We start from the raw sequence: 23,271 nt of genomic DNA on the forward strand, positions 1-23,271 counted from the left end.
CAAAGGTACGAGGCAGACCGAAGTTGCCTTGTGACACATGATGCGTCTTGTCCTTTATATTTATTATCGCCACCAGTCGAGGTTGACTGGTCTTGATTCCTTTCCGTATCTCGCAGGAAAAGTATTGCGAGAAAAACAATCCTTGGTGATATCCCTTTATTTATTCTCACTATTTAGTGATTTATATAGGTGGGAGTGGGATAACACCGACAATTCCCGCTGTGCGTGCTGTAATAAAAGTCACAAAAAATGCGGGGTTGTGTAAGTATCCTACAATTTTGTTACTTCGGATTGCAATGAAAAGTCGCCTCTGTGACCCAATTTTTTCGTTTAAATATGCATTTTTAGTTTAACATTTACGCAACATGACGCTTTTTTGTCTGTATTTATGCAAGTTTATTGATTTCACACCGATTGGGAGTTGTTTGAATTGAGTAATATTGTTTGTTTTTTCTTGCAGGGATGTAATTTAGTTACATAAATCGTAGTGAGATTTATTACGGTTTACTATTGGTGAGAATCTATGCAGTTACATGAGTTGGTCAATACACTAGGCCAAGATCTTCAGCGTCGTTACGGCGAAAAAGTCCATAAGCTGACTTTACATGGTGGCTTTAGTTGCCCAAACCGCGACGGCACGATTGGCCGAGGTGGTTGTACATTTTGTAATGTGGCTTCGTTTGCTGACGAAGAAGTACAAATCAAAAGTATTCATGAACAGTTGAAAGATCGTGCTGGGGAAATCCATCGAGCGAAGAAATATCTGGCGTATTTTCAGGCTTACACCAGTACCTATGCAGAAGTGCAAGTACTGAAAAATATGTACGAAGAAGCGCTCAAAGCTGCTGATATTGTGGGGCTGTGCGTAGGCACTCGACCGGATTGTGTACCTGATTCCGTATTAGATTTGCTGTCGGATTATGTAAACCAAGGTTATGAAATTTGGCTTGAGCTAGGTCTTCAAACAGCAAATAACGATACGCTCAAACGCATCAACCGCGGACATGATTTTGAATGTTATGCGGAGATCACTCAGCGAGCTCGAGCCTTAGGGATCAAAGTTTGTACTCATTTGATTGTTGGATTACCGAAAGAAACCCGCGATGATAATATTGAAACGCTGCAAAAAGTGCTGGCCGTGGGCACTGATGGCATCAAGTTACATGGCCTGCATATTGTGGAAGGCAGTACGATGGCGAAAGCTTGGAGAGCTGGCAGATTAGAAGCTCCTGAATTGGAAGAATATGTTGCGATTGCCAGTGAAATGATTCGTATGACGCCCGCTGATGTTGTGTTTCATCGTGTCTCTTCCGCAGCTCGTCGTCCAACGTTGTTGTCCCCGCTTTGGTGTGAAAACCGTTGGTTAGCCATGACTGAAATTGGTCGCGCATTAAATAAAGATGGCGCTCAAGGCAGCTTAATAGGAAAACCTTTTATCTACACGAAGCCGGAATTAAAAGCAGATTGCTCAATAAATAACTGATATATTTTTAGCAGTTTGCTTTATAGGTGGAAAAATGGATCAGTTACTTAATTGGCTTTGGAATGGGCAGGAGAGTTATGGATATATTGTCCTGCTATCGATAGTCAGTGCGATTGCGATAGCACTTATCTACTTTCGTTTCCAAAACGCACTTAAGCAGCTTATTACTGATTCGCCTTATCCAGTGCTGGTGCTAGATGCCAGCCATGGACAAATCCTACTTTCGAATCAAGCAGCGATGCAGTTGCTTGGCATTCGCTCACTGGGTACAGGCTTTTTGTACCCAGCTTTGTTTGAGCTTCACAAACTTTCTTCGTTGCTAGATAGTTTTTCCAGTCGCTATTTCCGTCACCAAGTCTTTGATTGGCGTTTATCTGAAAACGAATCTATTAAGGTTGAATTGTCCGGCCGAAAGAGTTTGCTACGTGGTCATCGTGTTTGGATCATGTACGCGCAACCTTATCAAGTCACTTTACAAGAGCAGCAGCAAGAGTTGGCGCAGTTAGAGATGGCTCGCTCAGCGCTAGATTCGCTGTCCGAGTTGATCTGCTTGCAAGATTGCCAAGGTAACTTATTGACGACGAATCGTGCCTTTGACCAGTTTTGGGAGGGGCGACGAGAAGAAGCCATCACTGCAACGGCGAGCCGAGTCGCTACCCGTAAAAGTGAACGCAAATGGACGACGGACACGCAAGGTCGCAGCTGCTTGCTTGAAGTGAATTTAAGCTCGTTAGTATCGCCAAGTGGTGAGCTACTCGGAACGTTGTCTATTAGTCACGATGTGACGGAATGGCATAAGATTCAACAGAACTTACGTGATGAAATGGAACGTCGTAAAGACACTGAAGTCGCCTTGGCTCAGCGTGACACCATTCTTCAAACAATCTTAGATGCAAGCCCTGACTCTATCGGTATTTTTAATGAGAATATGGTGTACCAAGCGTGCAATAAGCCATTTGTAAACGCTTTAGGTATATCGGAAGTTTCTGATTTGATTGGTAAGCGTCTTCAAGATGTCATTCCCGTTGAAATGTACACGCGGTTGGAAACGAGCGACCTACACGCTCTACGACAAGCGGAACCGGTAAGGTACATCGATAAGGTCGTGAGTAGTGATGGCCATATTACGTGGTTTGATGTGGTGAAATCGCCGTTTAAAGACAAGGCATCGGGTACGAATGGCGTTCTTATCATGGCGCGTGATATTTCAGAGCGTTATCTTGCCGAGCAAAAACTTGAACAAGCGAACCTTGAACTTGAGAAATTGAGCTTTATGGACAGCTTGACGCAAGTGGCGAATAGACGCCGATTTGATGAACGTCTTCATGTACTTTGGTATCACCACATTCGTGAAAAATTGCCTTTGACTATCATGTTGTGCGACATCGACTTCTTTAAAGATTACAACGACTGTTACGGGCACCAACAAGGCGATGAGGCGTTGATTCGTGTCGCGGCGGTCTTCAAGCAAGTGGTCAACCGTTCTTCAGACTGCGTGGCTCGATACGGTGGTGAAGAATTTGGTTTTATCTTGCCAAACACGACAACAGAAGGCGCAGAGCAAGTCGCTCAGCGCATTCATCAACAAATTAGACAGCTTGATATGGAGCACGGTAGTTCGGAAGCTTCAGAGCACCTGAGTGTGAGTATCGGCTTTGTTTCTTACGTTCCTCAGCATGGTGATGAACCTGAAATGGGCATCGCTATGGCCGACAGTGCGCTATACCAGGCCAAAGCCGATGGCCGTAATCGCACCTGCATCCACCCTAGTTCCTTCTAGCGCTTTGTGACCGCTTGCTCTAAGTTGATAGCAAGCGGTTTAAATCACCGTATTAAACACGTTAAACTGCTTATACCTTGTGTTCTCGTCTGTGATCCTCTGATTGTCGCCAGTTCATCAAGGTGAATGCCTCAAAATCAAACAGACCTAAATTGCGTTAGGCCTTGTACATCTGCCCGTTTTCAATATGTCGGGTTGATAGCTTGCTTGTGCCATGGAGTAGTGAATGAAGCCCATGAAAAATCTCGCCCAGTACTATGTAGACTTACTGGTGAAACTAGGGATTGTCCGTTTTTCAATTTTGTTAGCCCTAGCGCTGGTGGCACTTGCTGTCGTCGTACAAGTTGGTATCACTTTGGCTCTCAAAGGGCGCGTCGATGATATCGACATCGTACGTTCCGTTTTCTTTGGTTTGTTAATCACGCCCTGGGCCGTTTACTTCCTATCTGTGGTGGTAGATCAGTTAGAAGAGTCTCGTCAACGATTGACGAAGCTGGTTTCTAAATTGAAAGACATGCGTTCACGTGACCAAGAACTGAACTTCCAACTACAGCAGAACATCGAAAAGCTCAATCTAGAGATTGAAGAGCGGATTAAAGCGGAAGAAGCGCGTGAAGAGGCGATGCAGGATCTAGAAAATGAGGTTTTCCAGCGTGAGCGAACGCAATTAGAGTTAGCAGAGCGTACCGCCTTGTTACGTTCATTCATCGATGCGTCACCTGATTTGATTTATTACCGTAATGCCGATGGCGTCTTCTCTGGTTGTAACCGAGCGATGGAAGAGTTAACGGGCAAGAAAGAGCATCAACTTGTCGGCTTGAGCCCGTGGGATGTCTACAGTAAAGAAATTGCGCAACCAATCGTAGATACCGACCAAAAAGTCTTTAGCGACAACCAAGCGATCACTTACGAGCAATGGTTGGAATACCCTGATGGGCGAAAACACTATTTTGAATTGCGCAAAGTACCATTTTATAGCAAAGACGGTCGACATTTGGGGTTGGTTGGTTTTGGGCGAGACATTACTGAGCGTAAGCGTCACGAAGAATCTCTAGAAAAAGCCAGCCGAGATAAAACGACGTTTATCTCCACAATTAGCCATGAACTTCGCACACCGTTAAACGGCATTGTTGGCCTGAGTCGAATGTTGCTTGATAGTCCGCTGACGGAAGAGCAGCGTAAGCACATGCAGACGATCAACGTGAGTGCGATTACGTTGGGGAATATCTTCAATGACATCATCGATATGGACAAATTCGACCGTCGCAAGCTTGAGCTGTTACCTGCGCCATTGAACTTTGAAGACTTTGTCGCCGAGATAGAGAGTATTTCGGCGCTCATGGCGGAACAAAAAGGACTGCGTTTCGACTTAGAACGTTTGAGTGACCTACCAAAAGCGATCGAGGTGGATGCGACCCGTTTACGTCAGGTGATTTGGAACCTAGTCAGCAACGCGATGAAGTTCACCAAAGAAGGTGGCGTTGTGATGACAGTCAGCGCTGATGTCGAAGAAGACTTCGCGACTATCATTATGGAAGTCGAAGACACTGGCATCGGTATTCCTGAAGCTGAACTGGATAAGATTTTTGCTATGTATTATCAAGTTAAGTCGGGCAAAGACAACTTGCATGCGGTAGGTACAGGCATTGGGTTAGCGGTTTCGAAACAACTGATCAATATGATGGATGGGGACATTACGGTCACAAGTGAAGAAGGCTTTGGTAGTACTTTTACTGTGTCGATTCACGTTCCTATTGTTGAACTCGAAGAGCCGGTAATCGATGCAAAGCGCGACAATGTGCATCTCAACATCTTTATGGTTGAAGACATTGAACTTAACGTGACGGTGGCTAAGTCGCTGCTAGAAAGTTTGGGGCATTCCGTGACGGTCGCGATGACTGGGGAAGAAGCGTTAGTCAACTTTGTGCCGGATCAATACGACCTTGCGCTGTTGGACATTCAACTGCCAGACATGACAGGGTTTGATGTGGCGAAGTACTACCGTGAGCATTATGACCACTTACCTCCGTTGGTGGCGTTAACGGCGAACGTGATGAAAGATCGTCGAGAGTACTTAGAAAATGGAATGGATGACGCAATCAGTAAACCATTAGCTGTGCATGCTATTCAGTCAGTGATAGATAAGTTCTTTGTTGATCGAGTCGATAAACCCGCGGTGATTGTTAAGCCTGAAGTCAAGGAAGAAGCGGCGCCTTCTCCTGTGATTGAGACACATCTACTGGATCTGGATATGCTAGAGTCTTATGTGGATATTGTCGGCGTTAAACCCGTGTACGACAGCATCAAGATGTTTGAAGACATGATGCCAGATTACATTGAGGTATTAGACTCAAACATGACCGCAAAAGATCAGGATGGCATTGTTTCTGAAGCGCATAAAATCAAAGGTGCGGCAGGATCTATTGGTCTTAAACGTATCCAAAGCGTTGCTCAAAAAGCGCAATCACCGGATATGCCGGCATGGTGGGAAAATATTTCTGACTGGGTCGAAGAGATAAAGAATGAATACCAAAACGATATTCAGGTACTCAAAAGTTGGTTAGATCAAAGGAAATAACATGAAGAAACTTGCACCCGTAGCCTTACTTATTGCATCGCTCGTAGGTTGTAGTTCTGTTCCTCAAGTGAACTGGCAACAAGGCAGCCAAATTACGATGAATCAGGTGAATGTTGAACTAAAGAGCAATCTTTGGGTGAACTTAATGCCTGCGATTGAGGAAGAACCTGTGCAAGACGTTCAAGAGTTGAGTATTCAAGGTGCTTTGTATCTGGAAGGCGACAAACAGCTGCCTGCGAATTTGACTGCTGAGGCTCTGATTATAAAGCAGGGTACTACCGAGTGGATGATTGATGGTGGGGACTTGGAAACTCGCACTCACAGCGAAAATCAGTGGGAAGTGACGTTTACTTGGCAAGTTGAAGCCGATACAGATAAATCCGTCGATTTGGCGTTGCTGCTTGATGATGCGGGTAAACAACGTTGGCTTGTTGAAAAGCACGTGAAGATAAACAAGGTTTATTAGTTTCTTTCCCGCATAGAAAAAGGGCTTGCTCCAATGAGCAAGCCCTTCGTATTTCTAGCAGACTGAATTAGTCTTCTAAGTCTCCACAGAAGCGGTAGCCTTCACCGTGGATAGTCGCGATGATTTCTGGCGTACCAGATACTGATTCGAAGTGTTTACGAATACGGCGAATCGTTACGTCGACAGTACGGTCATGTGGTTTAAGCTCACGGCCAGTCATCTTCTTAAGAAGATCAGCACGTGTTTGGATCTTACCTGGGTTCTCACAGAAGTGCAGAAGTGCACGGAATTCAGAACGAGGCAGCTTGTAGCTATCGCCAGCAGGGCTCACTAGTGAGCGGCTGTTAATATCTAACACCCAACCGTTGAATTCGTATTTTTCTACTGAGCGCTTTTCTTCTTGAACTGCGTTAGTGCTCATTGAGCGGCTTAGCAGGTTGCGCGCACGAATAGTCAATTCACGTGGGTTGAATGGTTTTGTGATGTAGTCATCAGCACCAATTTCAAGACCTAGGATCTTGTCTACTTCATTGTCGCGGCCTGTTAGGAACATCAGAGCGATGTTCGCTTGCTCACGTAGTTCACGTGCTAGCAGTAGACCATTCTTGCCTGGAAGATTAATGTCCATAATGACCAAGTTGATAGAGTTGTCAGACAACACTTGGTGCATCTCTTCACCGTCACTGGCTTCAAAAACAGCGTATCCCTCTGCTTCAAAAATACTCTTAAGAGTGTTACGAGTTACTTGCTCATCTTCTACGATAAGAATCTGCGGGGTTTGCATTGGCGGTACCTAAATTTGTGACAAAATTGTGCTAATAGAATAAATTCTAGGCAAAAATATAACATACAGGTAATGTGATTTTGATAATAAATCAAGTTGATCAAAAAAACACTTCTTTCAGCTATCCGCCTTCCTTGGAATTTTGCCAACTCACCAGTATCCAATGGCGACGTTTATTCTATAGGGCTTGTTTACCTTTCAGTTCCTTGCTTTGCAGGGCATGAAACGTAAACACCCTAAGATATGGAGCGGATTTTATATTGTTAACAGCATGCTAACAATGCTCAAATGTTAATTCCATTCAGTTTGTTGATTTACATCAATTGATGAAATGTAACTGTTATTAATCGTTTAAGAGTTATGATAGAAAAAAGTAATACGAACATAGATGTATCGTTATGGAATGCTTATTCAGAATCTTTTTTTCATTTTGAAGCTGAATGGCATACGTCAAGTTATGCGGTGATAACTGCTTGGAACCCCTACAGTAATTTGCGGTCAAAGAAAGAGAACTGCATAAGTAATCAAGAGTTGGAAAAACAACTTAAACACGCGAATTACGTGCTCGTTAACGTAGGTGATCGCAGCTTTGAATGGTGTGAAGAGAGTTTTGCGGCGGATATATCATTAGAAGAGGCTGTGCGATTGGCAAAAGCGTTTCAACAAAATGCCATTTACTATGTGATAGATAGTGATCTTTACTTAGTTGCGTGCGCGGCACCGAGCAAAAAACACTGGCTAGGAAAAATTAACGACAGGCTCGTATAACAGGATATCTCTCGTTGGGGTTATGCCCGAGCGAGCAAATTCACGGAGGAAATATGAGAGACATAACACCAGATATTTGTGACCAATTTGAAGACCAAGTGGCGTTGCTGAATTTACCACTACAGAACTTTGGTCAACGTACCGCCTTTCATGGCGAAATTGTCACAGTGCGTTGCTATCACGATAATTCTAAAGTACGTGAAGTTCTAGAACAGGATGGCACTGGCAAAGTCTTGATTGTTGATGGACACGGTTCCTGCCAAAAAGCGCTGCTTGGTGATCAGCTGGCGATACTCGGTATCGAAAATGGTTGGGAAGGCATCATTGTGTACGGAGCAGTGCGTGATGTGGCACAAATGTCGCAAATGGACATAGGAGTGCAAGCGCTGGGTACATGCCCGTTTAAAACGGAAAAGCGTGGTGTGGGTGAAGTCAACGTGACGTTAACGATGCTGAACCAAATTGTTCAACCAAAACATCATGTTTATGCCGATTGGAATGGGGTGTTGATTTCAAAAGAAGCACTCGATTTTTAAAATCGGAAACCTAAACCTACCTCAAAGCCTTGTTGCCAATCTTGGTAATCCAACGTCGCGTGAATGTCTAACTTATCGGTAATTTTCACGCGGCTAGAAAGTTCAGCAGCGAGGCTACTGTCTTCGGTTTGAATGCCGTTGCTATTCTCAGATTTGTAAGATCTTACGGTACTTTTTACGGTGACACGATCATTGAAGTGGTAGCTGATCCCGCTGAGAAAGCCGCTTTGGTTTTGAGTCGGAGAGTTATTGACTCGCGCACCTACATAAAGGTCAACAGAATCAAAAAGTTCATAGGCGTAGCCACCATCAATATTCCATACATCAAAGCTGTCGGTTTGGTAACTTTCGCTTGAGATAAACAGTTTGTGAGGAGACGCGCTTGTTTTCCCTGGAAGGGGAGGGAGATCGTTAGCAAAAGAAACGCCAGACACTGAAAACAGTAACAGAAAAAGCCATTTTTTCATGTCCACCACTCCTTGTGTCTAACTTTTTTATTAGTATCTGCTAAAAGCTTCTCACTATTAAAGCATAGAATATGAAAGCCAACACATCTATTTTCTAAATAATTCGATCCTAGGAACATTGATCACAGTTAAGTTGTTGTTAACTAGAAACAACACCGTCTAAATGTTTGATCTTGCGCTTTATGAGAAAGATCCGCTTACCTATGGCTCCTAATCACCCTTCGTTTAATGGCATTAACTCCTGAAGTTAGAAAACAAGGATGTTTTTCTTAAAATCAAGCGTAAGTAATTACACTTATATATCAATGACATTACGCAGAATAAACCTCTGGAAGACTGGAAAATAAACAATTTTTTGTTGACTCTGAATAGGAAACTCGGTAAACGTAGATATAAGCAAACACGATTAACGTTGAATATTTATTTATGCCATCTAACAGCCTAGTAGTAATGACCACGACCATTATTATTACCGACACGACAAATGTTGGGGCAGGCTGCTGAGCGAAAGAAATTCACAAAAAAGGCCTGTATCCAACAAGATACAGGCCTTTTTTTATGCGTTTTTAGACAGAATTTAGACAAAAATTAAGAAAATACATCGGAGGAAGGGATGCGAGTATTGAAGTTTGGCGGTTCATCACTAGCGGATGCAGATCGCTTTTTGAGAGCGGCAGATATCATTGCCAATAACGCTCAACAAGAAGAAGTGGCCGTTGTACTTTCAGCGCCGGGTAAAACGACGAATAAGTTAGTAGCAGTCATTGAAGGTGCACTTCGCAATGGTGAAGCTGAGCTGCAAATCAATGAGTTGGAAGAGTCGTTTAAAACGCTTTTTGCTGATATCCAAGCGGTATTGCCTAACCTAGAAGGTGCGGCGTTCGATAACCAAGTTAAAACCTCTCTTTCTCAACTGCGTCAGTTTGTGCACGGCATCAACTTACTTGGTATGTGTCCAAACAACGTCAATGCTCGCATCATCAGTAAAGGTGAGCGAGTTTCGATTCAATTGATGAAGGCGGTACTGGAAGCCAAAGGGCAAAAAGCGAACCTCATTGATCCTGTTGAATATCTGTATGCGAAAGGCGATCACCTAGAAGCCATGGTGGATGTTGATGTATCGACACAGAACTTCCGTCAAAATCCTCTTCCTAAAGATCATGTGAACATCATGCCGGGCTTTACTGCGGGTAATGAAAAAGGCGAATTGGTGACGCTGGGTCGTAACGGTTCTGACTATTCAGCGGCAGTATTAGCGGCTTGTTTACGTGCTGATTGTTGTGAAATCTGGACGGACGTGGATGGCGTTTACAACTGCGATCCTCGATTGGTTGAAGATGCACGACTGCTTAAGTCACTCAGCTATCAAGAAGCAATGGAGCTTTCTTACTTCGGTGCATCCGTTCTGCATCCGAAGACCATTGCTCCTATCGCGCAATTCCACATTCCATGTCTGATCAAAAACAGCTTTAACCCTCAAGGCGCGGGTACGCTTATCGGCCAAGATACTGGTGAAGATAATCTTGCGATCAAAGGTATTACAACGCTTAACGACCTAACCATGGTTAACGTATCAGGCCCAGGTATGAAGGGGATGGTAGGCATGGCGAGCCGAGTATTTGGTGCGATGTCTTCTGCTGGCGTATCTATTGTTTTGATTACTCAATCATCGTCTGAGTACAGCATCAGCTTCTGTATCGAGGCCGATGATAAGCTGAAAGCTCAACAAGTTCTGGCGGATGCGTTTGAGCTTGAACTAAAAGACGGTCTATTGGAACCGGTTGATTTTATCGATGATGTTTCTATCGTTACCTTGGTTGGTGACGGCATGCGTACATCTCGTGGTGTTGCTTCACGTTTCTTCTCTTCTCTTGCGGAAGTGAACGTCAATATCGTCGCGATTGCGCAGGGTTCTTCAGAGCGTGCTATCTCTGCGGTGATTCCGGAAGACAAAATTTCTGAGGCGATCAAAGCGTGTCACGAAAACCTATTTAACTCCAAATACTTCCTCGATGTGTTTGTTGTTGGTGTTGGTGGTGTTGGCGGTGAGCTGGTGGATCAGATCCAACGTCAGCAATCCAAACTGGCAGAAAAAGGTATCGTGATTCGAGTGTGTGGTTTAGCAAATAGCAAAGGCTTGCTACTCGATAGTGAAGGCTTACCACTAGAACACTGGCGCGACCGCATGTCTGCGGCAACAGAAGAATTCAGTCTAGCTCGTTTAATCGCGTTAGTTCAGCGCAATCACATTATCAACCCTGTACTTGTGGATTGTACGTCTAGTGAAGACATTGCAAATCAATATGCAGACTTTCTAGCAGCAGGTTTCCACGTGGTCACACCAAACAAAAAAGCAAACACAGCAAGCATGGCGTACTACCATCAGCTTCGAGATGTCGCTCGTAGCTCGCGTCGCAAGTTGATGTACGAAACAACCGTAGGGGCAGGCCTACCGGTTATCGAAAACTTACAAAACCTGATTGCAGCAGGCGATGAGCTTGAACGATTTAGTGGCATTTTGTCAGGTTCACTGTCTTATATCTTCGGTAAACTTGACGAGGGTATGAGCCTGAGCGAAGCGACAAATATTGCGAAAGAAAATGGCTTCACTGAGCCAGACCCTCGTGATGATCTTTCTGGTATGGATGTTGCGCGTAAGCTGCTCATCCTAGCTCGCGAAGCAGGTATGTCATTAGAGCTTGAAGATGTGGTCGTTGACCAAGCGCTACCACCAGGCTTTGATGATTCAGGCAGTGTTGATGAATTTATGGCTCGTTTGCCAGAAGCGGACGCGTACTTCAAAGAGTTATCTGCGAAAGCGGCAGAAGAAGGCAAAGTGCTACGTTATGTTGGTGAAATTAATGATGGCAAGTGCACAGTGAGCATGGCCGCTGTCGATGAAAATGATCCAATGTTCAAAATTAAAGACGGTGAAAACGCGTTGGCGTTTTATAGTCGCTACTACCAGCCAATTCCTTTGGTGCTGCGTGGTTACGGTGCCGGTACAGAAGTGACGGCAGCAGGCGTATTCTCGGATGTAATGCGTACTTTAGGTTGGAAACTAGGGGTATAACAAGAATGAGTGCAAGTGATATGGGCGTAGTGGTTTATGCCCCAGCTTCAATTGGTAATGTTAGCGTAGGTTTTGACGTGCTGGGGGCTGCAGTTTCTCCAGTTGACGGCACTTTGTTAGGTGACCGAGTTCAAGTAAAAGCAGGGACTGAGCCGTTCAGTCTAAACACTGCTGGGCACTTTGTTTCGAAGTTACCAACCGATCCAAAAGAGAACATCGTTTACGATTGTTGGGTGGTGTTTGCTCGTGAACTGGACAAAAAAGGCATTGAGCTAAAACCACTTGAAATGACGCTAGAGAAAAACATGCCTATTGGTTCTGGTTTGGGCTCAAGTGCTTGTTCTATTGTGGCAGCGTTGGACGCGCTAAACCGATTCCACGACCAGCCTTTGAATGAAACGGAATTACTGGCTTTAATGGGTGAAATGGAAGGCAAAATTTCGGGTGGTGTTCACTACGACAATGTTGCTCCATGTTACCTTGGTGGTGTTCAGTTGATGCTTGAAGAGCTGGGCATCATCAGCCAAGAAGTCCCTTGCTTTGACGAGTGGTATTGGGTGATGGCGTATCCAGGCATTAAAGTGTCGACGGCTGAAGCGCGTGAAATTCTACCATCTCAATATCGTCGACAAGATATCATTGCTCATGGCCGTCACCTTGCGGGCTTTATTCATGCATGTCACTCTGGTCAGCCAGAGCTTGCTGCAAAAATGATCAAAGACGTGATCGCAGAACCGTATCGTGAGAAACTGCTTCCGGGCTTTGCGAATGCGCGTCAGTACGCAGCATCAGCAGGCGCGTTAGCAACTGGTATTTCTGGCAGTGGTCCGACACTGTTCAGTATTTGCAAACAGAAAGATGTCGCTGAGCGAGTTGCTCGCTGGCTAGAACAAAATTACGTACAAAACGAAGAAGGATTCGTCCATGTTTGTCGTTTAGATAAGCAGGGTTCGAAAGTAACAGGAAGTGAGCTATGAGGCTTTACAATATAAAAGAAAATGATGAACAAGTTTCCTTTGGCCAAGCCGTTCGCCAAGGATTAGGTCGTAATCAAGGCCTATTTTTCCCATCGGAATTACCAAAACTTGAAGACGTTGATGCGTTGCTAGCAGAAGATTTTGTTTCTCGTAGCACCAAGATTCTATCAGCACTGATTGGTGATGAACTGTCGGAAGAGCAAGTTAACGCAATGGTTGATGCTGCATTCCAATTCCCAGCACCAATCAACCAAGTAAAAGAAGGCGTTTACGCGCTAGAACTTTTCCATGGCCCGACGTTAGCATTTAAAGATTTCGGTGGCCGCTTCATGGCGCAATCCCTTGCGGCAGTTTCTAATGGCGGCAAGATCACTATTTTGACCGCAACGTCAGGCGATACTGGAGCAGCTGTTGCGCATGCTTTCTACGGAATGGAAGACATTAATGTTGTGATTCTTTACCCGAAAGGCAAGATCAGCCCGCTGCAAGAGAAGCTGTTTTGTACACTAGGTAAAAACATCCACACTGTAGCAATCAATGGCGATTTCGATGCATGTCAAGCATTGGTGAAACAAGCGTTTGATGATGCGGAGCTGCGTGAAGAGATCGGTCTGAACTCTGCAAATTCAATCAACATCAGCCGCTTGATGGCACAAATCTGTTACTACTTTGAAGCTGCGGCGCAAATGAGTAAGCAAGAGCGTGAAAACCTCGTGGTTTCTGTACCAAGCGGTAACTTTGGTAACCTAACAGCAGGTCTATTAGCAAAAGCGCTAGGTTTACCTATCAAACGTTTTATTGCTGCTACCAACGCGAATGACACGGTGCCTCGTTACCTCGAAACGGGTAAATGGGAGCCAAAACCAACGGTTGCAACCACTTCAAATGCGATGGACGTGAGCCAACCGAACAACTGGCCGCGTATCGAAGAGCTGTGCCGCGTGAAAGAGTGGGGCCTAGAGACACTAGGTAAAGGCGCAGTTTCTGATGAACAAAGCGCACAATCAGTAAAAGACTTGTACGCATTAGGCTACCTATGTGAGCCACACGGTGCGATTGCTTACCGCGTATTGGAAGAGCAACTGCAAGAAGGTGAAACGGGTCTGTTCTTGTGTACTGCGCACCCAGCGAAGTTCAAAGAGGTTGTAGATGATATTCTTCAGACGGATATCGAACTGCCTGCACCACTAGCTAAACATGCTGCGATGGAGTTGTTGTCTGAAGATCTTGATGCGGATTTTGATGCACTAAAAACAGTATTACGCCGCGTTCAGTAACCAAAACTGAATATGCGATAAAAGGTGGGGCATTGTCTCCGCCTTTTTGTTTTTATAGGGCTGGTCTCGGGCAGAAATCGAATATAAAAAACGGCGCTCATTGAGCGCCGTTTTTAAAACTTACTTGAGCGTACTCTATTATAGAGTCTCAGTGAATGTACGAGCGATAACATCACGTTGTTGTTCTGGCGTTAGCGAGTTGAAGCGTACTGCGTAACCAGAAACACGGATTGTTAGCTGTGGGTATTTTTCTGGGTGAGCAACTGCATCTTCTAGCGTTTCACGTTTAAGAACGTTCACGTTTAGGTGTTGACCACCTTCGATGCGAGGTGCAGTTTCGATAGCTACTTCGCGGCTTTCGTATTCACCTAGGTCGCTGATTGCGATAACTTGGTCTGCTTCGTAACCAGTTGCTGCAGCAACACAACGTGCTTCATTCTTCTCGCTATCTAGTAGCCAGATTGAGTTTAGTAGTTCGTCGTTTGCTGCTTTAGTAATTTGGATACCTTGGATCATCACTATCTCCTAGACCACTTACGTGGTGATTATTGGTGTTAATTTTCAAATTTTTGTTGAGCTGAGTATTATATAGCTAATATCCACTATTTTAATATTGATTTAAGTCAAAAAACAACCAAAAACATCATTTTTATTAAGGTGATTTTGTTGAGTTAAATCAATAAAACCTTTGAAAACATACTAATTACAATTTATTTGATAATATAAAAAATATTTAATAACTCAATTTGTTGTAAATTTACTACAAATTGAGCTTAAAATTTAAACTGATTAACGCAACTATCTGTATTTGGGTAGCGATACTGAAAGTCTAAAGTGATTAAATGACAAACATGAAAAACAAGTTTGGTAATAAACTCATTGGTGCACATGTCTCTGCTGCTGGTGGGGTCGATCAAGCGCCGTTGAGAGCTCGCGAAATTGGCGCGAATGCATTCGCACTATTTACTAAAAACCAACGCCAGTGGGTGGCGAAGCCTTTAGAAGCAAAAACCATCAGTGCATTTAAAGCGAACTGTAAAATGCTGGGTTTCGGCGCAGAATATATTCTCCCGCACGACTCATACCTGATTAACTTAGGTGCTCCAGAAGCGGACAAGTTGGATAAGTCACGCGCTGCGTTCATCGATGAAATGGAGCGTTGCAATCAGTTGGGACTGACTTTGCTTAACTTCCACCCGGGTAGTCACCTAAAGAAAGTCTCTGAACAGGAATGCTTGGCAACGATTGCTGCGTCAATCAACTTAGCGCACAAAACTGTACCGGATGTGGTAGCGGTGATTGAGAATACTGCGGGGCAGGGCACAAATCTTGGTTGGAAGTTTGAGCACTTAGCTGAAATCATCGAGCAAGTGGAAGATAAAGATCGTGTCGGTGTTTGTATTGATACCTGCCATACCTTTACGGCTGGTTATGACTTGCGTACAAAAGAAGATTGCGAACGCACTTTTGCTGAATTTGACCGTATTGTGGGTATGCACTATTTGCGAGCAATGCATCTAAATGATTCAAAAGTAGAGTTTGCTAGCAAAGTGGATCGTCACCATTCTTTAGGTAAAGGAGAGATCGGGTGGGATTGTTTCGAGTACATTGCGAAAGACTCTCGTTTTGATGGTATCCCTCTGATTTTAGAAACAATTGATCCGGACATCTGGCAGCAAGAGATCAACACACTGCGCCAGTTTCATTTAGCCGCTATTAACAACCAATAATGTAATCGCAAAGTTGGCACCTTTCTTTCTTAGTCGCTTAAGTCAATTTGAATTAAGAAAGAAGGATGCCACTATGTCTCGACCACTCTCTTTTGCTCCCTATGCTTACAGTCGCCGCGTACTGCGTCTGCCGATGCCTAATCGCCACATTACTGGGCAAGGTCATTTTAGAACGCCGCAGAAGCATTAGTCTTTTATTGCTGTTCTCAAGTTCGTGGTAAGTTTTTTGTTTGTTTGGGTTTCGCTCGTTAGAATAGAAGCAAAATTTAGGACAGGAACTTTCCATGAATCAGTCACCCACTTGGCACGATGTGATCGGCGAAGAGAAAAAGCAGAGCTACTTTGTAGACACGTTGAATTTTGTTGAAGCAGAACGAGCAGCAGGCAAAGCGATTTACCCGCCAGCAAAAGATGTTTTTAACGCATTTCGTTTCACTGAGTTTAACGATGTGAAAGTGGTGATCTTAGGACAAGACCCATACCACGGTCCAAATCAGGCGCATGGTTTGTGCTTCTCTGTGCTTCCAGGAATCAAAACGCCACCGTCGCTCGTGAACATGTATAAAGAATTGGCTCAAGATATCGAAGGATTCCAGATCCCTCAGCACGGATTCTTGCAAAGCTGGGCAGAGCAAGGCGTATTGTTGCTCAATACGGTTTTGACGGTTGAGCAAGGCAAAGCGCACTCACACTCTAAAACAGGGTGGGAAACATTCACAGACCGAGTGATTGAAGCGATAAACCAGCATCAGCATGGGGTCGTGTTCCTTTTATGGGGATCTCACGCTCAGAAGAAAGGGCGTTTCATCGACCGCTCGAAGCACCATGTATTAGCCGCGCCGCATCCATCGCCATTGTCTGCTCATCGAGGATTCTTGGGTTGTAAGCATTTCTCCCAAGCAAACCAATTACTTGCTTTGCAAGGAAAAGAGCCAATCAACTGGCATTTACCGTTAACGGTATAAAAGAAGAGACAGCGATCATGGTGCTATGATCGCTGTTTTTTTGAGCATGCTCGAAGCTGGTAGCGAATTTCTCATGTACACTTATTGAAAGTAGGTGTTAAGGAGAGACGCTATGATGATCGAAAGAATTCGACGCGAACACGGCTACATGGTTCGCCTGCTGGCCATATTGCGCCATAAACTCAACGAAATAAAAGAAGAAAACGCCATTAATTACTCGCTAGTAAGCGAGATTGTTGATTACCTCTCAAACCATTCGGAAAAAATTCATCATCCGAAAGAAGATATTCTCTACCATCATTTCCTCAAGCATTACGGTAAGCAACAAACCATGGAAAACTTGGAGAAAGAGCACCAAGAGCTTGCCGAGAAGACCAAAGAGTTTTCGATGCTCATTGAGATGATTTTGCAAGATGCGGTTGTTCCTCAAGACATCTTTATTGCTCAGCTAGAAGATTTCATTGAGTCGCAAAAGCGTCACCTTGAGCTCGAAGAGAGAAAAATCCTGCCATTAATTGAAGAGCTTTTTACTACTGAAGACTGGCAACACGTTGAAAGTCTGTGGACCGAGAGCGAAGACGACCCTGTATTTGGTGACACGATTGCGGATCGCTACAAACAGCTTGCCGAGCGCGTTCGTCAAAGCGATATGGAGTTTGTTTAACTCACTCAAAGCCCGAGTATCTATAAATCTTGCTCGGGTTTATTTGTGGTAATTCTTATTCTTTGAGAATTGAATGGAAATTCAACATAACCAATTCTCGATAAAAAGAACGGATAATTCTCATTGAGTAAGAATTCCGTCCACGTAAACATTTAGACGTAGAGAATCAGAACATGTAACCCTACTCTATACAAAAACAAAAGGCACCGTTAGGGTGCCTTTTGTTCAAATTAGAGTTTGATGTCGTCTAAGCTGTAGTCGTTGCAAACATCAAGTTCACGTAGTTCTTTAAGTAAGTTACGTCTGTCGTTCATCTCTTCTATTTCACGCCACTTTCTTTTTACTGGTTTAGCGCGAGATCTTGTTGTTGAGGTAGTATCCAGATTGAAAATCTCATCTAGTTGAAAGCCTTCCATAAGCCACCTTTACCCTTCTTTATCTAAACTGTTGTAACCAGTCCTTGTGGAGTTTTTTAAGTACCACAATAGGTGTGAGAATAACCATGATATATTTCGCATTTGTGTCGGTAACATGACAGTTTCGTACAAAAGTTCTCTCAAAATCACATTTTGCTTCGTGAATAATTGAATAAAAAGTGTACAAACGAGAAAGGGAAAACGATTAAATGAAGAGATTTTCAATGTTAATTTGATGCGTTCAATTAGAGTACTAAGCAAAGGTTGAAGTTGCATAAAATGTGTTTGATGAAATAGTGTTCGATTACCTCTCTGGCGGCGAAGATAATTTTATGTAACACCTTGTGAATACTAGCCTGGTTCGTTTTTTATGGAGTGCTGTTCTATTAATGTCGGTGTAATTATTTATGTTGGATGTTGGTAATTGAAATGTTGCGTGTTTGGGGTGTTAAGTCCTCTTTTTATGTTATTTTTTGGTGACTTTATAGTGAAAAATAACAATGTTATTGTAATGGTTGCATATTGATTTTTGCGTTCCTAGGTTGCATTATCCGCCCGTCAAAAAATACGCTGGTACGTAAAATGGATGCATGAAGCGACGTTTACGATTCTAGATTGCGCATAAACATTATTCAAAAAGCTAAGCACACTTTGACACTTAGCAGGCAATCTGGTGGATGGCTCGGACGCACAGACTGGCGCAACTCACTTTGAGGTACACATGACAGACTTAATCAATTTGATGAACGACCTCCTTTGGGGTTCGATTCTGGTTTATCTTCTTGTAGGTGTAGGAATCTACTTCACCGTTCGATTGGGATTCATCCAATTCCGCCACTTCGGCCACATGTTCTCTGTTCTTAAGAACAGTCGTAAAGCAGACAAAGCTGGTATTTCTTCTTTCCAAGCGCTTTGTACTAGTCTTGCTGCACGTGTAGGTACTGGTAACATGGCGGGTGTTGCAGTTGCATTGACTGCGGGTGGCCCTGGCGCGATCTTCTGGATGTGGCTGATCGCAATGCTTGGTATGGCAACGTCGTTTGCAGAGAGTACTCTGGCGCAGCTATACAAAACCAAAGATGATGATGGCAACTACCGTGGTGGTCCTGCTTACTACATGGAAAAAGGCTTGGGCATGCGTTGGATGGGCGTGTTGTTCTCTGTTTTCCTAATCATCGCTTTTGGTTTGGTATTCAACGCCGTACAAGCGAACTCAATTGCAAACGCAATGAGCAACGCATTTGGTTGGAATGACCTATACGTTGGTATTGCTGTTGTTGCACTTTCAGCTGTAGTTATCTTCGGTGGTATCAAGCGTATCGCGAAAGTAGCTGAGCTGATCGTTCCTATCATGGCACTGCTATACCTAGTACTTGCATTGTTCGTTGTATTCTCAAACCTAGAGAAACTACCAGATGTATTGATGCTGATCTTCAAGAGCGCATTCGGTCTGCAAGAAGCAGCAGCGGGTGGTCTTGGTTATGCGATTGCACAAGCAATGATCAACGGTATCAAACGTGGTCTATTCTCGAACGAAGCGGGTATGGGTTCTGCGCCTAACGCGGCAGCGTCGGCAACGCCTTACCCACCGCACCCAGCATCTCAAGGTTACGTTCAGATGCTAGGCGTGTTCATGGATACGATTGTTATCTGTTCTGCAACAGTAGCGATTATCCTGATGTCGGGCGAGTATGTAGGTCAAGCAACGGAAGTTACTGGTATTGAGCTAACTCAGCGTGCATTGAGCTCGCAAGTTGGTGATTGGGGCGGCATCTTTGTTGCAGTTGCAATCTTCTTCTTCGCGTTTACTTCAATCATCGCGAACTACTCTTACGCAGAAACGAACCTGATCTTCTTGGAACATAACCATAAAGCTGGTCTAAGCATCTTCCGCGTTGTGGTTCTGGGCATGGTAATGTTTGGTGCGCTAGCGTCTCTTCCTGTGGTTTGGTCGTTAGCTGACGTTTCGATGGGTCTGATGGCGATTGTTAACTTGGTAGCGATTCTGTTGCTATCGGGCATCGTGATCAAACTGGCGAAAGACTACAACCGCCAGCTAGGCGAAGGTAAAGTACCAACGTTCGATGCGAACGATTTCCCTGAGCTTAAGTCTCAGCTAGAAGACGGTATTTGGGACAACACTAAGAAAGACTAAGTGTTCTCCTATCGTTAAAAGCTATTAAGACGATTCGTAAAGCCATGCAGACAATGCATGGCTTTTTTTGTACCCTAATAAAAAACAAAATTAGGGAAGTGAAAGTCATGCTTATCGTAGTTTCTCCAGCGAAGACCCTCGATTACGAGTCTCCGTTAGCGACAGAAAAATTTACTCAACCAGAGTTAATTGAATATTCAAAAGAATTGATCGACGTTTGCCGCAAACTGACGCCTGCTGATGTTGCCTCTTTAATGAAAGTGAGTGACAAGATAGCCGATCTGAACGTCGGGCGATTCCAAGAGTGGAGCGAAACGTTCACAACGGAAAACTCGCGTCAGGCCATTTTGGCGTTTAAAGGTGATGTGTACACGGGCTTGGAAGCTGAAACACTATCAGATGCGGACTTCGAATACGCGCAAAAACACTTACGCATGCTATCTGGTCTGTACGGTCTGCTCAAACCGCTCGACTTAATGCAACCATACCGTCTGGAGATGGGGACAAAACTGGCGAACGAGAAAGGAAGCAACCTGTACCAGTTCTGGGGCAATGTGATTACCGACAAGCTCAACGAAGCGATTGCTGAGCAAGGCGACAATGTTTTGATCAATCTTGCGTCGAATGAGTATTTTAAAGCGGTGAAGCCAAAGAACTTGGATGCACAAGTGATTACGCCAATTTTCAAAGACTGTAAGAATGGTCAATACAAGGTGATCAGTTTTTATGCGAAGAAAGCGCGTGGCATGATGGCGCGTTACATCATCGAAAATCGCATTGAGAGCGTGGCGGACTTAACGAAGTTTGATACCGCTGGCTACTACTTCGTTGAGGAAGAGTCGACACCAACAGACTTGGTATTTAAACGCGAAGAGCAAAACTGATTGAAGCGTAATACGCGTTATTGATTGAAAGCTACATAAACGAAAAAGGGTTGGCACTGCCAACCCTTTGTTATTTCTATTTGGGCTTTTTAAGCCTCAACAAGATTACTTCTTCTTAGCGGTTTTCTTTTTCGCTGTTTTCTTCTTGTCTTCTTTTTTCTTTTTCTTCTTAAACACAGGTTTCTTGTGCTTAGGGCGCATCTCTTTAATGAAACGCTCTTTGATGTCTTCTTTCACGTAACGTGCTACGCGATCCATCATTGGCTGGTCGTGCGCTTCTACGATTGAGATTGCGTTACCTTTCTTACCTGCACGAGCTGTACGGCCGATACGGTGAAGGTATACGTCAGCCGTGCGCGGCATGTCGTAGTTGATAACGTGAGAAACATCAGGAAGGTCGATACCACGCGCCGCAACGTCTGTTGCTAGTAGCACGTTCACAGTACCGTCACGGAAACGTGCAATGGCATTATTACGACGATCTTGAGGCATTTCACCTTGAATCCACGAACACGGGATTTGTGCGCTCTCAAGTTGTGCACGTAGCTCTGCCAAGCGTTCACGAGTTTTTAAGAACACGATAGTGCGCTCAGCTTGCTCTGTGATGATATGTTTCAGCAGAGCCAGTTTGTGTTCTGCGCTATCAGCACGGTGATACCATTGAGCAATCTTCTTACGCTCACGCAGTGGCGATTTTGCGTCGATCTCTGCTGGCTCGTTCAGTAGGTCAGCTGTGAAGCCTTCTACGCCTTTACCTTCTAATGTTGCTGAAAACAGAAGGGTTTGCTTACGCCAGCGACATTCATTCGACAGACGGTCAACCGTTGGAGCAAAGCCCATGTCCAGCATGCGGTCTGCTTCATCGAGAACCAGCCATTCGATAGCACGACAATCAAAACGTTCTGCATCAATGTACTCACGTAGACGGCCTGGTGTTGCAACTACGATGTCTTGCGTAGTTGCTAGGATGTCTGCATGTTCTTGGTATTGAACGCCGCCTGTGATCGTGAAGATGTTCAGCTTAGTGTTCTTTGCCAAAGCACGAGCTTGGTCGGCAACCTGCATAGCTAGTTCGCGAGTTGGCGTAAGGATCAAAATACGCGCAGGCCCAGGTTTACGACGAGGGAAATCTTGCAAGTATTGCAATGCTGGCAGAACGAAGGCTGCCGTTTTACCAGTACCCGTTGGCGCTGACGCTAGAATGTCACGACCATCCAACGCTTGTGGAATCGCTTCTGCCTGAATTTTAGTTGGGCGTTCGTAGCCCATCTCTTCAATGGCTTCAAGTAGGTTTTGGTCTAGATCAAGTTCAGCAAAGGTTCTGATCACAATGAGTTCTCCACAAGCAAAGCTTGGTTAATGGTTCGCCAAAGCAGCATAGAATATAAAAAGGTCGCACATTATAAAGTGATTGGTGATAAGGATCACATGTTATTTCACATCTTAAGATAAAACTCGTGGGTTAAGCGGACAAAATCATCGCTGTAACCGTCTGATGAGCGAATGATCAAATGTGACTCTTGAGTCTCGCAAGGTTGCTTTGCCAGTTCAAACAGCAAACGGTGCACGGGTTTCTTTTCCGATGGTTGCACGCGGCACAGTCGAGATAGAGCCCAACCCTGGGTTAATGCTAGTTCAATAAATAGCTCCCCTTCGGTGATTGGCAGCACAAAGCTGGCTTTTCCTTCTGCATCTAGCAACTGATAACAACACTTAAGCAACGCATCATGGCGTAGGGAGTCGGTATGCCTTGCGGTTGCTCGCTGGCTTTGTTTAGCTTGCTCACCAGTGTTGAAGTAGGGTGGGTTGCAAACAATGCGTTGAAAGCGTTGCGGCGGCGAAAAACTCAAAACATCGGTATGCTGAACTGAGAGTCGGTCGTGCCACGGCGAGTGCGAAAAATTGTGGCTTGCGGCTTCAACCGCTGTGGTTTCGATGTCAACGGCGGTAATTTTTGCGTCAGGAAAGCGTTGAGCACACATCAAAGCGAGTAACCCTGTTCCTGTCCCGATATCCAAGATATGGGCAGGGCTCGGACTTTCCATCCACGCGCCTAGCATCACGCCGTCGGTACTCACCGGCATGCCACTTTCGCCTCCTTCGATACAAAACTGCTTAAACTTGAAGCCTTTAGTTTGAAATTTTCCGCTCTTCATGATTGTTTCTTATCTGCTCAATATTTAAGTGAAATTCTCTATTGTTTCTTATTTGTATAGATTGTTGTTTTGTTGGTTATTAAATTGTATGGTTAATTGATCGAGATAAAGA

At 44.4% G+C, this 23,271-nt stretch carries 20 protein-coding genes and 1 other annotated feature; of the genes, 14 read left to right on the forward strand and 6 right to left on the reverse strand.

All coding sequences use genetic code 11. The features are described from left to right. Nucleotides 1-523: 523 nt before the first annotated feature. The 4 genes from mnmL (at nucleotide 524) to ACYJZR_RS02295 (ending at nucleotide 6,307) form a co-directional block, all read left to right on the forward strand. Nucleotides 524-1,483 (forward strand): tRNA modification radical SAM protein MnmL/YtqA, encoded by a 960-nt coding sequence (gene mnmL, locus ACYJZR_RS02280; protein ID WP_021450207.1) that lies wholly within the window; start codon nucleotides 524-526, stop codon nucleotides 1,481-1,483. Nucleotides 1,484-1,517: 34 nt separating this feature from the next. Continuing rightward, the gene (locus ACYJZR_RS02285; RefSeq protein ID WP_005455892.1) at nucleotides 1,518-3,263 is read left to right on the forward strand and encodes a sensor domain-containing diguanylate cyclase; all 1,746 of its coding nucleotides are present in this window, start codon (nucleotides 1,518-1,520) and stop codon (nucleotides 3,261-3,263) included. 226 nt (nucleotides 3,264-3,489) lie between these two features. Next, on the forward strand, nucleotides 3,490-5,841 hold the full coding sequence (gene arcB / locus ACYJZR_RS02290; RefSeq protein ID WP_017449171.1) for an aerobic respiration two-component sensor histidine kinase ArcB: 2,352 nt from the start codon (nucleotides 3,490-3,492) through the stop codon (nucleotides 5,839-5,841). A gap of 1 nt (nucleotide 5,842) precedes the next feature. Then, nucleotides 5,843-6,307 carry a hypothetical protein gene (locus ACYJZR_RS02295; protein ID WP_015296247.1) on the forward strand — a complete coding sequence of 155 codons (465 nt, stop codon included), beginning with the start codon at nucleotides 5,843-5,845 and terminating at the stop codon, nucleotides 6,305-6,307. 67 nt (nucleotides 6,308-6,374) lie between these two features. On the opposite strand, the gene arcA is transcribed toward ACYJZR_RS02295, so the two are convergent. Next, nucleotides 6,375-7,091, reverse strand: coding sequence for a two-component system response regulator ArcA (gene arcA / locus ACYJZR_RS02300; RefSeq protein WP_005479585.1), 717 nt, complete (start codon nucleotides 7,089-7,091; stop codon nucleotides 6,375-6,377). 360 nt (nucleotides 7,092-7,451) lie between these two features. On the opposite strand from arcA, the gene ACYJZR_RS02305 reads away from it, so the two are divergent. Both ACYJZR_RS02305 and ACYJZR_RS02310 read left to right on the forward strand, forming a co-directional pair. Then, complete coding sequence (locus tag ACYJZR_RS02305; RefSeq protein WP_005497140.1) at nucleotides 7,452-7,859, forward strand: DUF3293 domain-containing protein; 408 nt, start codon at nucleotides 7,452-7,454, stop codon at nucleotides 7,857-7,859. A 53-nt stretch (nucleotides 7,860-7,912) separates the two neighbouring features. Then, nucleotides 7,913-8,395, forward strand: coding sequence for a putative 4-hydroxy-4-methyl-2-oxoglutarate aldolase (locus ACYJZR_RS02310; RefSeq protein ID WP_025552947.1), 483 nt, complete (start codon nucleotides 7,913-7,915; stop codon nucleotides 8,393-8,395). Here ACYJZR_RS02310 and ACYJZR_RS02315 read toward each other — a convergent pair. Further along, nucleotides 8,392-8,862 (reverse strand): hypothetical protein, encoded by a 471-nt coding sequence (locus ACYJZR_RS02315; RefSeq protein WP_005486998.1) that lies wholly within the window; start codon nucleotides 8,860-8,862, stop codon nucleotides 8,392-8,394. The two genes, ACYJZR_RS02310 and ACYJZR_RS02315, sit on opposite strands and share 4 nt — an antisense overlap. Before the next feature lie 439 nt (nucleotides 8,863-9,301). Beyond that, nucleotides 9,302-9,421 (forward strand) — a sequence feature (Thr leader region). A 54-nt stretch (nucleotides 9,422-9,475) separates the two neighbouring features. On the opposite strand from ACYJZR_RS02315, the gene thrA reads away from it, so the two are divergent. From thrA to thrC, 3 genes are read left to right on the forward strand one after another with little or no spacing between them, the layout of a single operon-like run. Then, on the forward strand, nucleotides 9,476-11,935 hold the full coding sequence (thrA, locus tag ACYJZR_RS02320) for a bifunctional aspartate kinase/homoserine dehydrogenase I (RefSeq protein WP_005479590.1): 2,460 nt from the start codon (nucleotides 9,476-9,478) through the stop codon (nucleotides 11,933-11,935). 20 nt (nucleotides 11,936-11,955) lie between these two features. Continuing rightward, nucleotides 11,956-12,912, forward strand: coding sequence for a homoserine kinase (gene thrB, locus ACYJZR_RS02325; RefSeq protein WP_020904214.1), 957 nt, complete (start codon nucleotides 11,956-11,958; stop codon nucleotides 12,910-12,912). Beyond that, the gene (gene thrC, locus ACYJZR_RS02330) at nucleotides 12,909-14,189 is read left to right on the forward strand and encodes a threonine synthase (protein WP_461715838.1); all 1,281 of its coding nucleotides are present in this window, start codon (nucleotides 12,909-12,911) and stop codon (nucleotides 14,187-14,189) included. The genes thrB and thrC overlap by 4 nt, the downstream gene beginning before the upstream one ends. Before the next feature lie 138 nt (nucleotides 14,190-14,327). Here thrC and grcA read toward each other — a convergent pair whose 3' ends face one another. Then, nucleotides 14,328-14,705 (reverse strand): autonomous glycyl radical cofactor GrcA, encoded by a 378-nt coding sequence (gene grcA / locus ACYJZR_RS02335; protein ID WP_005459053.1) that lies wholly within the window; start codon nucleotides 14,703-14,705, stop codon nucleotides 14,328-14,330. 326 nt (nucleotides 14,706-15,031) lie between these two features. Between grcA and nfo the strand changes: the two genes are divergently transcribed. The 3 genes from nfo to ACYJZR_RS02350 all read left to right on the forward strand — a co-directional run bounded on the left by nfo (nucleotide 15,032) and on the right by ACYJZR_RS02350 (nucleotide 17,548). Continuing rightward, a complete protein-coding gene (gene nfo, locus ACYJZR_RS02340) occupies nucleotides 15,032-15,919 on the forward strand; it encodes a deoxyribonuclease IV (protein ID WP_406966366.1) in 888 nt (295 codons plus the stop codon). A 284-nt stretch (nucleotides 15,920-16,203) separates the two neighbouring features. Then, nucleotides 16,204-16,884 carry a uracil-DNA glycosylase gene (gene ung, locus ACYJZR_RS02345; protein ID WP_406966365.1) on the forward strand — a complete coding sequence of 227 codons (681 nt, stop codon included), beginning with the start codon at nucleotides 16,204-16,206 and terminating at the stop codon, nucleotides 16,882-16,884. Nucleotides 16,885-16,996: 112 nt separating this feature from the next. Next, on the forward strand, nucleotides 16,997-17,548 hold the full coding sequence (locus tag ACYJZR_RS02350; RefSeq protein ID WP_005459058.1) for a hemerythrin domain-containing protein: 552 nt from the start codon (nucleotides 16,997-16,999) through the stop codon (nucleotides 17,546-17,548). A 230-nt stretch (nucleotides 17,549-17,778) separates the two neighbouring features. Here ACYJZR_RS02350 and ACYJZR_RS02355 read toward each other — a convergent pair whose 3' ends face one another. After that, complete coding sequence (locus tag ACYJZR_RS02355) at nucleotides 17,779-17,964, reverse strand: DUF3545 family protein (protein ID WP_005459060.1); 186 nt, start codon at nucleotides 17,962-17,964, stop codon at nucleotides 17,779-17,781. Between the two features lie 721 nt (nucleotides 17,965-18,685). Here ACYJZR_RS02355 and ACYJZR_RS02360 point away from each other — a divergent pair. Together ACYJZR_RS02360 and yaaA are read left to right on the forward strand one after the other, a co-directional pair. Further along, nucleotides 18,686-20,119: an alanine/glycine:cation symporter family protein gene (locus ACYJZR_RS02360; RefSeq protein ID WP_005459389.1), complete on the forward strand. Its 1,434-nt coding sequence runs from the start codon at nucleotides 18,686-18,688 to the stop codon at nucleotides 20,117-20,119. Nucleotides 20,120-20,226: 107 nt separating this feature from the next. After that, complete coding sequence (gene yaaA, locus ACYJZR_RS02365) at nucleotides 20,227-21,003, forward strand: peroxide stress protein YaaA (RefSeq protein WP_025523242.1); 777 nt, start codon at nucleotides 20,227-20,229, stop codon at nucleotides 21,001-21,003. Nucleotides 21,004-21,108: 105 nt separating this feature from the next. Here yaaA and srmB read toward each other — a convergent pair whose 3' ends face one another. Together srmB and ACYJZR_RS02375 are read right to left on the reverse strand one after the other, a co-directional pair. Then, nucleotides 21,109-22,332 carry an ATP-dependent RNA helicase SrmB gene (gene srmB / locus ACYJZR_RS02370; protein WP_005479730.1) on the reverse strand — a complete coding sequence of 408 codons (1,224 nt, stop codon included), beginning with the start codon at nucleotides 22,330-22,332 and terminating at the stop codon, nucleotides 21,109-21,111. A 107-nt stretch (nucleotides 22,333-22,439) separates the two neighbouring features. Then, nucleotides 22,440-23,159, reverse strand: coding sequence for a tRNA1(Val) (adenine(37)-N6)-methyltransferase (locus ACYJZR_RS02375; RefSeq protein ID WP_406966364.1), 720 nt, complete (start codon nucleotides 23,157-23,159; stop codon nucleotides 22,440-22,442). Nucleotides 23,160-23,271 lie beyond the last annotated feature (112 nt).

It is taken from the genome of Vibrio sp. RC2502, from assembly GCF_054850435.1.